Source organism: Pseudoalteromonas sp. SMS1, assembly GCF_021530565.1.
Taxonomy (GTDB): Bacteria; Pseudomonadota; Gammaproteobacteria; order Enterobacterales; family Alteromonadaceae; genus Pseudoalteromonas.
This window is the reverse complement of the sequence record NZ_JAKGBI010000005.1, coordinates 93,370-105,117: the sequence shown is the minus strand read 5'-3', so window position 1 is coordinate 105,117 and position 11,748 is coordinate 93,370. Positions and strand designations below refer to the sequence as shown.

At 42.0% G+C, this 11,748-nt stretch carries 9 protein-coding genes; 5 read left to right on the top strand and 4 right to left on the bottom strand.

Going from position 1 to position 11,748, the window contains the following annotated elements; translation table 11 throughout:
• The first annotated feature begins 10 nt into the window (after positions 1-10).
• The 4 genes from cysC to L1286_RS07910 all read left to right on the top strand — a co-directional run bounded on the left by cysC (position 11) and on the right by L1286_RS07910 (position 6,018).
• Positions 11-619: an adenylyl-sulfate kinase gene (gene cysC / locus L1286_RS07925; protein WP_235406363.1), complete on the top strand. Its 609-nt coding sequence runs from the start codon at positions 11-13 to the stop codon at positions 617-619.
• 12 nt (positions 620-631) lie between these two features.
• Positions 632-1,609 carry a DHH family phosphoesterase gene (locus tag L1286_RS07920; protein WP_235406362.1) on the top strand — a complete coding sequence of 326 codons (978 nt, stop codon included), beginning with the start codon at positions 632-634 and terminating at the stop codon, positions 1,607-1,609.
• 110 nt (positions 1,610-1,719) lie between these two features.
• Positions 1,720-3,669, top strand: a complete 1,950-nt coding sequence (locus L1286_RS07915; RefSeq protein ID WP_235406361.1) for a polysaccharide biosynthesis protein — start codon at positions 1,720-1,722, stop codon at positions 3,667-3,669.
• A 231-nt stretch (positions 3,670-3,900) separates the two neighbouring features.
• Positions 3,901-6,018, top strand: coding sequence for a YjbH domain-containing protein (locus L1286_RS07910; protein WP_235406360.1), 2,118 nt, complete (start codon positions 3,901-3,903; stop codon positions 6,016-6,018).
• 618 nt (positions 6,019-6,636) lie between these two features.
• Here the strand turns inward: L1286_RS07910 and L1286_RS07905 are convergent.
• Together L1286_RS07905 and L1286_RS07900 are read right to left on the bottom strand one after the other, a co-directional pair.
• Entirely contained in the window at positions 6,637-8,268 is a 1,632-nt protein-coding gene (locus L1286_RS07905; protein WP_235406359.1) for a hypothetical protein, read from the bottom strand.
• 236 nt (positions 8,269-8,504) lie between these two features.
• Positions 8,505-9,161 carry a Crp/Fnr family transcriptional regulator gene (locus tag L1286_RS07900; RefSeq protein WP_235406358.1) on the bottom strand — a complete coding sequence of 219 codons (657 nt, stop codon included), beginning with the start codon at positions 9,159-9,161 and terminating at the stop codon, positions 8,505-8,507.
• A gap of 317 nt (positions 9,162-9,478) precedes the next feature.
• On the opposite strand from L1286_RS07900, the gene L1286_RS07895 reads away from it, so the two are divergent.
• On the top strand, positions 9,479-9,697 hold the full coding sequence (locus L1286_RS07895) for a YgjV family protein (protein ID WP_235406357.1): 219 nt from the start codon (positions 9,479-9,481) through the stop codon (positions 9,695-9,697).
• Here L1286_RS07895 and L1286_RS07890 read toward each other — a convergent pair.
• Both L1286_RS07890 and L1286_RS07885 read right to left on the bottom strand, forming a co-directional pair.
• Positions 9,694-11,337, bottom strand: coding sequence for an amidohydrolase (locus L1286_RS07890; protein WP_235406356.1), 1,644 nt, complete (start codon positions 11,335-11,337; stop codon positions 9,694-9,696). The two genes, L1286_RS07895 and L1286_RS07890, sit on opposite strands and share 4 nt — an antisense overlap.
• Before the next feature lie 131 nt (positions 11,338-11,468).
• A complete protein-coding gene (locus L1286_RS07885; RefSeq protein ID WP_235406355.1) occupies positions 11,469-11,678 on the bottom strand; it encodes a hypothetical protein in 210 nt (69 codons plus the stop codon).
• Between the last annotated feature and the right edge of the window lie 70 nt (positions 11,679-11,748).

The window sequence follows — 11,748 nt, the reverse complement described above, 5'->3', positions numbered from 1 at the left end:
ACGTAGAAATATGAATAATGAGAATATTGTATGGCATGAACAAACTGTTTCACGTTCAAAAAAGCAAGCTTTGAAGGGGCATCGCTCTGTTGTTTTGTGGTACACAGGTCTGAGTGGCTCTGGGAAATCAACAATCGCGAATGCGGTTGAAGCAAAGTTATTTGAATTAGGGTGTCACACGTACTTACTCGATGGTGATAATGTACGCCATGGCTTGAACAAAGGGCTATCTTTTAGCGATGAAGATCGGGTTGAAAATATCCGTCGAATTAGTGAAGTTGCCAAATTATTTGTCGATGCGGGTATCATTGTATCAACTGCTTTCATTAGCCCGTTTCAAAAAGACAGAGATCAAGCTCGAAACTTATTACCACAGGGAGAGTTTATAGAGGTTTTTGTGGATACGCCTCTAGCGGTATGCGAAAGCCGTGATCCCAAAGGGCTATATAAGAAAGCTCGCGCAGGTGAAATTGCTAACTTTACAGGGATAAGCTCAACCTATGAAGCACCCTCTTTACCTGAGGTGCATCTGAAAACTGCAGAGCAATCAATAAATGAAAGTGTCGAGCAGGTTATTTCATACCTTTTTCAAAATAATATTATAAAGCGTGAACAGTAAGTTGAGCCCAGAATGAAGTACGATATTTTTAATGGTGATGCAGATGGTATTATTGCAGTATTGCAAATGCAGCTGGCTAATCCTGTTGACACCGTCAAGATCACGGGTGTGAAACGAGATATTCAATTAATGAAGAAAGTGACACCTGAAGAAGGTGATTTACTTAGAGTATTTGATATTTCGATGGATAAAAACATGCCTTATTTACATGATGCTTTAAGTGTTGGAGCACGTGTATTTTATGCTGATCACCATAAAGCGGGCGTGATACCTAAGCATGTCAATCTATATCCGCATATTGATACTGCTCCCGATGTTTGCACTAGTTTAATTATTAGTGATTTGCTTGATAAAAAGTATCATTTGTGGGCAATTACAGCTGCTTATGGTGATAACTTGATCGAGAGAGCGAACAGAGAAGCTAATTCACTCGGTTTGTCTGAATATCAGAAAGCGCAGTTACAAGAGCTTGGTACATACATAAACTATAACGGTTATGGAAGTGACATAGCAGAGCTGCACTTTACTCCAGAACACTTGCTTCATGAATTATTGGACTATGAAAGCCCATTTGAGGTCATTGAGCAACAAGGTTCTATTTTCCATACGCTAAAAGAGGCGTATAAGCGAGATATGGCGTTGGCTGCCAAAGCAGAGGTTTTGTATGAGAGTCGCTTTTCAAAGGTCATCATACTAGAAGACGCGCCGTGGGCAAGAAGGGTGAGCGGTGTGTTGGGCAATATGATGGCAAATCAGTCACCCAATAGAGCACATGCTGTCGTCTCTCACAATCAACAAGGTAGTTTTACCGTCAGTGTCAGGGCGCCATTGAATAATAAACAGGGGGCCGTTGACATATGTTCAAAATTTTCTACCGGAGGGGGGCGTGCCGCTGCTGGTGGAATTAACGAGTTAGAAAAGTGTGATATAAATAGCTTTATTAATGAGTTAGATAGTTTTTATGAAAGCTGTTCACCTCGATCTTCGTGAAAGTAAGTCGAAGATCCAAAATGACAGTTGTTTAAATTTTGTGTATATTTGTATTCTATAACTAAATCATCAATCTAAGCGATTGAAATTTGTTTTCTCAAGGATTTACAGTGGATAGTTGGTTCCGAACTCTTCTAAATACGTCTCGTTCAAAAAAGCGACTTATTACGCTATTTATTGATTCTATCTTTATTTTTAGTGCTTTTTGGCTCGCACTTATTGTAAGGCTTGATAGCTTGACGCCTTTTTTCGAGAGCAAAAACTGGCTTCTTCTAGCCTTAGTATTACCAGCGAGTTTGTTAGCTTTTATTAATTTGGGGCTATATCGAGCGGTGCTAAGATTTGTCGGCGCCCATGCTGTTGGCGCAATTGTCATTGGTACTGTTATCAGTACAATTGTATTGGTAGTTGCCTCATTTTTTACTCAAGTCACTATTCCTAGAACTATGCCGGTTATTTATGCATGGCTGCTTATTTTGTCTGTTGGTGGCTCTCGAATTATGGTTCGAGCAATGGTGGGCAGGCTAGCAACGGTCAATAAAACCCCTGTCGTTATATATGGTGCAGGCTCTGCCGGAAGGCAATTAGCCCCTGCAATTGGTGCCGGCGAAGAATATTATGTAAGCGCTTTTATTGATGATGATAAATCAAAGCAAGGCGCTATTCTACAAGGGATCCCTGTCATCGCATTTGAAGGGATTTTCAGTTTGATTGAGCGTAAAAGAGTTAGAAAAATACTCTTAGCTATGCCGAGCGAGAGTCGAGTACGACGCAAAGAAATTCTGGCTCAACTTGAAAATTTGCCTGTAGAGGTAATGACAATTCCTGGTATGGCTGACGTGGTTGAGGGAAGAGCGACGCTTGATGAAATTAAAGATGTTGAAATTGAAGATTTGTTAGGAAGAGATCCTGTTGAGCCTAAACAAGAGCTCTTAAATGCCAATATTAAAGGCAAGTCTGTTATGGTGACTGGCGCCGGAGGGTCTATTGGCTCAGAGTTATGCCGCCAAATTATTAAGCACGGTCCATCTAAACTTGTGTTGTTTGAACTGACGGAGTTTGCGCTTTACTCAATTGAAAAAGAGCTGAGTGAAGTGATCAATGAAAAGGGGCTTGATATTGAGCTCATCCCTATTATGGGCTCTGTTCAACATATTAACCGACTCGAAACGTGTATGCTCGCTTTTGGTGTTCATACGGTCTATCACGCCGCTGCGTATAAACATGTTCCTTTGGTTGAGCATAACGTGGTGGAGGGGGTACGTAATAATGTTTTTGGTACCTATTATTCTGCAAAGGCCGCAATTAACGCGAAGGTCGAAACTTTTGTGCTAGTGAGCACTGATAAAGCGGTCAGACCAACTAATGTCATGGGAACGTCAAAACGGATGGCGGAATTGTGTCTGCAAGGGTTGGCTCAGAATAAAGAAAAAGGCAAACATAATACGCGCTTTTGTATGGTGCGATTTGGGAATGTACTTGGTTCATCTGGTTCAGTGGTTCCTCTATTTCGTCGACAAATTAAAGAAGGAGGACCGATCACGCTTACTCACCCTGAGATTACTCGTTTCTTCATGACTATTCCCGAAGCTGCGCAGTTAGTCATACAAGCTGGTGCAATGGGTAAGGGTGGAGACGTATTCGTGCTTGATATGGGTGAGTCCGTCAAAATAAAGGATCTCGCGACAAAAATGATTCATTTATCTGGGTTGGAAATCAAGAATGAGTCAAACCCACACGGTGACATTGAAATCCAGTGTACGGGCCTTCGACCTGGCGAGAAGCTTTATGAGGAGCTGTTGATTGGGGACAATGTCGAACAAACAAGCCACCAGCGGATAATGACTGCGAAAGAGGTGATGCTGCCGCTACCTGAGTTGAACGTTTTCTTAGATGAATTAGACACTGCTTGTCATAACTTTGAACATGAAAAAATAAGACAGCTACTGTTGGATGCCCCGACAGGGTTTAATCCTACAGATGGTATTTGTGATTTGGTATGGAACGCTAAAAAAGAGCATATTTCATTTGATGAGCGAAATGTTGTTAGTTTTAAATAAAGGTGTCTCTAATATCGGGTACCTATATAAATAATGTTGCCAACAGAATATTGAAAAAGAGATTTTGTATCACAAGGCTTATTCTTACCAATAAGCCTTGTGTTTGTATTAGGGGCTGAAAGCCACAGTTTGATATTGGCTACTTTAACCTTTTATACGTGTCACACTTTATGGATTAACTTACTTAATACGTTTATTAACAATAAATAATAACCCCTTGGACCTTGGAACATGTCTAAATTTATTCCCTTATTTATATCTAGTTTTGCGGTAGTTGCTGCACCAAGTTTTGCTTCTGAAGAGCACCTGGACACATACCGTACTTTTACAGGTTTTACTGGGCTGATAAACACATCAAACGCTGAAGTTTTAGAGCGTGGAAATTGGGATATTGGCTACAACAACATGCTTGATTTTGCAGGTGTTAATTATGTCGATGGGCATAATATTGCCTTTTCAGCAGGTATATTCGATGGGTTAGAAGTCAGTGGTTTCTCCGCGTCTAATAGCATGAACGACAATCTTTTTGACCCAAACTCGGAAGCTGAAGGAAAACAAATAAGAGACTTATCCTTTAATGCAAAATACAGGATACCTTGGGTACCAAAAGATTGGTTTAGTTTGAGTCTTGGCGCCAAAGATATTGGAGGTTCATCCAATAAATATGAAACTTACTTTGCCGTGGCATCAAAGGAGTGGGAGGATTTTCGCTTTTCTGTCGGGTTAGCGACCAGCGATCATGTTACAGGCATGATGGATGGCGCATTTGGTGGGGTTGAGTGGTTGCCATTAGACTGGTTTGCGCTGCAGGTGGAGTATGATGCAGAGGCTGTGAATGCGGCAGCACGTTTCACGGTGCCAAAAGAATGGTTATTTGATTTAGGTGAACTTACCCTCACAAGTCGATTTTACAGTAATACGGACCATTCTGAAGATGACATATATTGGGGGGTGAATTTTAAAGCGCCATTTTCAGATGAGTACCAAAATGGCAAGAAGAGAATATTGGCCGCCCCCGCTCCGGTAATAACCAATAATCAAGGTGCGATAACTGCTCCCCCTTCCGAACGCGCCAGTAAGACGTTGCACACACATACAGAAGTTGCTGCGGCCAATGAAAAAGTGGCAGCAAAAGCAAGCATGAATAAAGCTGCTCGAAAGTTGAGAAACATGTTAATTGCGGATGGTTTTGAATCAGTTCGAGTTGGCTTTAATCAGCAGCCTGTCGTCGTTGTTTCGTTTGAAAACTCGGTATTTAACCGAAATGAAATCGATGCACTTGGCTTAGTTGCAGGTAGAATCACAACGCTATTTGAGGACTCCCAAGCTCAGTTCGTTATACAACTAAAGAACCACGGTTTACCGATGCTGTCTGTTTCAGGAGATGTGGTGAGTTATGGTAGGTTTATCTCCCACAGTGAGAGCCCCAGATTAAGTGTCAAGATGGGAGTGATGCCTAGTGTAGGCGGTGTATCTTGGGTTGGGCTAGAAAGTGCAAATCAGCCATATTTTAAACCGCGATTAACGTTAAGTCCTGAATTGAGTTCGACACACGCTACTGAATTAGGTGTTTTCGACTACTCACTGGCTTTGAAAGCCGATATCACCGTGCCAATGTGGAAAGGGGGCGGTTTCAATGTTTCTGCGCAGACAGTCGTTTCTGAGAGCTCAGATTTTGAAAATGGTCAAGCGTTTGATGGGCGATCTGAAGACAATGGTATTAATAACGCTTTTTTCTATCAGACCTTCCAATTACCTTGGGGGATATATAACCAAACAAAAATTGGTTATTTCAAAGAACATCATAAGTACACTGGTATCATCAATGAAACAGCTTGGGTGAGTCCCGATGGGAATCATAAATTCACAAATATTTATGGCTTCTTTGACTACAAAGATTATGACTCTGATAGGGATTACCACACACTTGGGTATCAATATAATTGGGCCGAGAAAGATATTACATTCCATGTAACTGGCGGCAAGTTCTGGCGAAAAGACAGTGGTGTTAGAGTTGAAACGCGTTTTTGGTTTGGTGACAGCTATGTTGCACTATATGGTGAAGAGACCAATGCGCAACTAGCTGGTATCGCAATCAGTATACCTTTGTCGAAGCGTAAGAGTATGAATGTTACTCAGTTTGGACAAGTTAAAGGGAACCACGCTTGGAGACATCAGGTTGGAACTAAAATTGGTGAATCCAATAATTACTTAGTGTACCAGCAAGCTTACATGCCTCAGACGTCAGTGTCTTTAGATAGAACTTTCTTCAATCAAGGCCGTACGTCTGTTGATTATGTTTATAGTAATTTGCAGAGATTAAGAGAGGCTTACTTAACCTACAAATAGGCTGCATATTTGAAATGTTATTTCCTCAGTTCGGCTTGGTCGTCATTTTTATCAGCTGTTCTGAGGTTTTACGTACTACTCTGAGTTTTCAGCACCAATGGATTTCATGAGGGCAATTGCCACCTAGCAAAGACTCGCCCTCAAACCACTTCGCAGCTCCCAATGATTGCCATTCATCTAGCGTTTGGATCTTAAAGTAACCACTTTGGTATATCAGTTCACATAATTTGCTATGTTGAGCTTATGTTTCGTTCTGGCAGCGCCAATCTTCGCTGTATTGTAGTGTGCAGATGGTTTGAAGTGATCGTCATCCACTTAACATTTGGGTCTTACAGTAAGTACTTTGGTATTTCAGTGAGCATAATTTGCTATGTAGAACTTACGGTACGTTCAGGCAGCGCCAATCTTCATGATTATATCGCTGTATTTTAGTGTACAGATGGTTTCAAAAGTCACCAATATAGCTTTGTATCCGTACTTCGGAAAGTTTAAGGGCATAGACAATGTAGAAGAGGCCACATCTATTAAAGCCTTCATTCAAGATAAAAAGAGACGTGTCGAATATACAAAAAAAAAGCTGCGATTTATCGCAGCTTTTATGTTCAGTTTACTTAATAATTAGCTACCGCTACCAGTCACTGTGCTAGTCTGACAGTTGCTACGTCCAACATTGAACGATACTGCTTCACCAGCTGCCGCAGTGAATGTAGGTACAGTTAGCGATGCGTCGCCTACATCTACCCCTACTGGGATTACTGATACTTCATATGTTGCACCAGAAACTAGACCTGTTAGTGCGTATGTACCATCTGTTTCAGCTGCAATTAGAGGTGCTTTACCTTCTTGGTTGTAACGAACTAGTGCACCAGTGAACGCTAATTGGTTCGTAGGTTGGTCAGTGTTACTACACGTGTAAGTTAGGCTGAAGTCTTGGTTTACGTAAGTTACAGGCGCTTCAAGAGCAATTTCGATGTCTGCTTGTGTTGCGCTGTTGTTACAAAGTGCTACGTTAGAAGCTGTGCCCCAAACGTTACCGTTTGCATCTGATACCTGAACGTCAGCAGTTGCTGAAGATGTGATACCTGCTGCACCCGCTGTACCTTGAGCATATAAAACGCCTGATGCACTGTTTACAATCTTAGTCTTATCAATTGCGCTTGATACGATCTTCATGTTTAAACCAGAAGCTGGCACGGCATCACCAGTGAACGCAAATGAAATTTCTTCAGAACAGCCAGTCACTGTTTCAACAGGTACGAAGCTTGAGAAGTGCGTTGTTTCGAAGCTTGCTGGGAAAACTGTACCAGACTTTGCAGCCACAACAGCTTGTGAGTCTAGTTTGCTCCAAGATGCTTTTGTTTCGTCGTAAGCATATACGTCGAACGCGTCATTTTGAGCTAGGTCAGTGCCATCAGACTTTTTGTAAGTCTCTGGGAAGTTAGTTGTTAAAGTAACGGCTTCAGAAAGCTGCTTAACCGCAGTGTCGCCTGCAGAAATGTTAACAGTTACGATACCAGCTGGAACAAGTACGTTAGTCGTGTTGCCTGCATTTAGACCTGCTGGAATGATGCTTGCTGCGCTTGCTTTACCTGCTTCTGCAGATAGGTCAGCAGTTGCAACTTCAACAGATACAGCGCCTGTAATCGCATTACCGTCAGCGTCTTGTAAAGTTACGGTTGTTGGGATATCAAGCTTCGCGCCACCGTTCGCTGAATCAGCTTCAACAGAAAGTGCAGCAGCAAGTTTACCTTCTGCTGTTGCTAAATCCGCCTGTGATGCTACAGCTAGGTTTGCTTTGCTTACTAGGTTAACAGCCACATTTACTGCGCTTGCATCGCCGCTTAGGGCAACAACCGCTGAGCCATCAAGGTAATCAGCAGCAGACACTGCTAGTGTTAAAGATGTAACACCGTCTTTAGTCTTGAATGCAAATGCGCCGTCAGCCGATGTTTGTGAAGCGATGTCCGCGCCGTCTAAATCAGTTACGTTTGTAGATGCTGCACCGTTTTCAAAAAATGTCACAGTTGCATTGTCTACTACATTGCCTGTCGCACTGTCAGTAACAGTTACAGAAACGTATGATGAAAGTGCTGCAGGGGTATCCGGTGAAGGAACTGTAATTGTGCCCGGATCTGGATCTGGCGGAGTTACAGTTACATCGTTGTCATTGTCGCTAAAACAGCCAGCTAAACTCACTGTTACACCCAACGCTAGGGCAAGTTTAGTTAGCTTGAAATTTTTATTTCCCATGATTTTTACCTTTTCCTTTAAATACAAGTAAACTGAGAGTTTAAAACTAATCAATTGCAGATGTAAGACAACCTTGCCCTGCACGCAAATTAGTGATTAGAGGATAAGCGTACATTAAATGTTCGTCAAGTGAACAGTTCTAACTTTATCCAAAAATTCACTTTTAATAATAACACATTGATCTCAAATTGGGATCTGAGCTTTAAAATGTTAAAAAAACAATAATATTGCAGTCATTAAATTTGCGAAAAACTATCGACAAAATCGCTTAAAAGCCCCAAATTTATGGGTTTTAAGCCTGCGCTAGTTCTCTCGATAAGACCTTTTTCTACGAGCTCACTAACAACCCTTCTGTAGGCCCTCTCTGTGGTTGCAAACCTTTCTGCTTCAGCGCTTACTGTCGAGTAGGCGCGAAGTAAAGTTGGGTGACTATTTTCAGCTCTCAAAAGGCAATCTTTCGCAATATTATAGCTAAGAGGCAAGAGCAGTTTATCCAGATTGATTTTTTGGTTCTCGGTAAATTTAGCTGCAATAGTCTGTGCGGTATAGAGACTTAACTCGGGTTGTTCAAGTAGAAGTTGGCGCCAATGTTTTAGTTCGATGAGATTATATTGAACATCACTCAAACAACTCACTGTATATATACAAGGTTGATTGTTCAGAGCTTCAATTTCGCCAATTAGTGTATTGTTGCAGTCTAGTTGCCCGAGAAGTAAGCGTCTGCCATTCCCGACATCATAGCTAAATGATACCGTGCCATTTCTTACCAAAATGAGTTTGCTCAACGGCTCGTCTTGATGGATCAAAATCTCTTTTTTGCGATGTTGAAAGCTGTTGCCAGCAAAACTTAATAGTTGCTCTACCAAAGTGGTTGAAAAATGATATTGGAACATCTGGTTAGCTCTCGGACAATTGTCCTATTTATTAAATTATTATAAAGATAGCATGAACGACGTTATTCAAGTGCTATGCGCGTTACTTCTTTGTGAGTTTTAGTCGCATTGATTCCTTAACGCGATAAGTATTTTATCAATTGTAATTCTGTGAACTAAGATCTAACGCATTCGATTGTTCGAGTGCTGAGTAGATTAAAGTAACAGCCTATCGTAAAACGATGTGATCACACACATTAAGGCCCTAACTCAAGGAGTCTTAACTGGTTACTGTAGTCGCTATATTTAATGCTAACCCAACTGAGAGGAGAGAACAAATGACTTGGGAGTATTTAGGTTATCTCGCATCCGTATTCTTAGTTGTTTCATTGATGATGACCAATGTGACCAAACTACGTTGGTTTAACTTGGCTGGTTGTATCTGCTTTACCGTGTATGGCGCAATGATCAGTGCTTGGCCTGTCGTATTGACCAACGGTTTACTCGCGCTGGTCAACATTTATCATTTGATTAAACTACTCAAAAGTAAAGACTAAGGGCGCACAAACTTGCGCTCTCCTGCAATCCAGGTTTGCTGTACCTGAGTGTTTAAAAGCGCGTCTATATCGGCTTTAAAATAGTCTTGATCAAGCAAGATAAAATCAGCCCATTTCCCATGCTCTAAGCTGCCCAGTTTAAACTCTTGAAAAGCAGCATAAGCCGCATCTAAGGTAAAGGCTTGCAGTGCCTGTTGTTTTGTTAAACGTTCTGCAGGTCTCCATCCTCCTGCAGGCTGTGCCTTTTTGTCCATGCGCGTAATGGCGGCATAAAGCCCATCAAAGGGGTTCGCAAGCTCTACGGGAAAATCGGAACCCGCAGCGACTTTTACGCCGTGCTGTATAAATGATTGCCAAGCATACGCACCTCGCAGTTGAGGTTGTGCTAACCGTTTTTCGGCCATGTGCATATCTGAGGTGGCGTGAACCGGTTGCATAGAAGGGATTATTTGTAACGTTTTAAACCTAGGTATATCTGCCACGTCAACCAATTGCGCATGTTCAATTCGATTTCTCAGGAGCTTCCCCCCAGTCTGTTGAAAGACGTTTTGGTAACTGTCTAACACGATGCGATTGGCGCGGTCGCCGATTGCATGCGTATGGGCACTAAATCCATGCTTCACACTTTTAGTTATCAACGCTTCTAAATTAGGTTGTTGTTCAAGCATTAACCCTCTGTAGCCTGGTCGATCTTTATAGTCCTCAATGAGTGCGGCACCTCGGCTACCGAGTGCGCCATCAGCATAAATCTTAACGCTCCGAATCGATAAATAATCATTTTGCTCTTTGTAGATACCAGCTTTTAGCATGGTACTTAACTGTGCATCCGAAGCACTTAGCATGGCATATATGCGTAGTGGCAGAGATTTTTGTTTCGCACGCTGTTTATATAGCTGCCACGTTGTATAGTTAATCCCTGCGTCATGCACTGAGGTGATACCAAGACTCAATAAATGGTGGCCAGCGGCATCCAGTGCTTTATTAACTTGGTGCTGCGACGGGGATGGAATATGTTTGGTAACCAGCAATTCTGCTTTGTCTATGAAAATGCCACTCGGGTGGCCGCTTTGTAGTCTGATCACTTCGCCACCAGATGGAGAGGTTATGGTAGGCGTAATACCAGCAAGCTCCATTGCTTTGGAGTTAACCCAAATTGCGTGGCCGTCGACTCGAGTAAGCACGACGGGTCGGTTTGCAACGTACTTATCTAAATCTGCGGCAGTGGGAAATGTGCTTGGCGTCCATTTGGATTGATCCCACCCGCGCCCCAGAATCCAACCTTTCGGGTTCTCTTGTGCATAGCTGGTGAGTTTTTTACCTACTTCGCCCACAGACAGGCTGTTTCTTAAATCCAGTTGCGATAAATTTTGGCCTAAGCCGATGATATGACCGTGAGCATCGATTAGGCCAGGCAACATCGTTAAGCCTTGACCATCAATCGGACTGGTCTGAGGATACTGTTTGAGTGTGCTTTCATCTCCCGTTTTCACCACCTTGCCATCTTTGATGACGAGGGTTGAGAACTGTTTAATTGCCCCTTCGCGCGTAGGTGTATAGCCATTTACGTTATGTATGATGGTAAACTGTGCGTAACACCAATGGCTGGTAGCCAAAAGCCAAAATAAAAGTAACTTTTTCACACTGTGCCTTATTTTTATTTATTATTAAGTCGATTATAGATACATTATTTTTATCTTATATCAAGGTTAGAATTTACTATTTTTGATTTTTTCTGTTGTCGAGCAACCCGCATATATCGACGAGTTTAAAGTTATTCTTCTTTGTCAGCTTTGATGGCCAACTTGATAGCAATGATGACGACAGCAAACATTAAGAAAGGCAAGGCGGCTAAACTGTATTCTGCCCAATGATTGTCTTGATAGCTAGGCTGTAAAATAAAATGCCCACCAATACACATTGCAATACTGATGAGCAGTAAAGGCAACATGATTAATTCCTTCTTGTAATTTGGCTTTTTCATAACCGACCTCCGCGTCTAAGTATGACACGCAATATCGCGTGGTAAGTTGACACTGATCATATGATTCAAG

Excerpts from the sequence above, each read along its gene's own strand:
- cysC (WP_235406363.1), top strand. The coding sequence starts at position 11 with ATGAATAATGAGAATATTGTATGGCATGAACAAACTGTTTCACGTTCA.
- L1286_RS07920 (WP_235406362.1), top strand. The coding sequence starts at position 632 with ATGAAGTACGATATTTTTAATGGTGATGCAGATGGTATTATTGCAGTA.
- L1286_RS07910 (WP_235406360.1), top strand. The coding sequence starts at position 3,901 with ATGTCTAAATTTATTCCCTTATTTATATCTAGTTTTGCGGTAGTTGCT.
- L1286_RS07905 (WP_235406359.1), bottom strand. The coding sequence starts at position 8,268 with ATGGGAAATAAAAATTTCAAGCTAACTAAACTTGCCCTAGCGTTGGGT.
- L1286_RS07900 (WP_235406358.1), bottom strand. The coding sequence starts at position 9,161 with ATGTTCCAATATCATTTTTCAACCACTTTGGTAGAGCAACTATTAAGT.
- L1286_RS07895 (WP_235406357.1), top strand. The coding sequence starts at position 9,479 with ATGACTTGGGAGTATTTAGGTTATCTCGCATCCGTATTCTTAGTTGTT.
- L1286_RS07885 (WP_235406355.1), bottom strand. The coding sequence starts at position 11,678 with ATGAAAAAGCCAAATTACAAGAAGGAATTAATCATGTTGCCTTTACTG.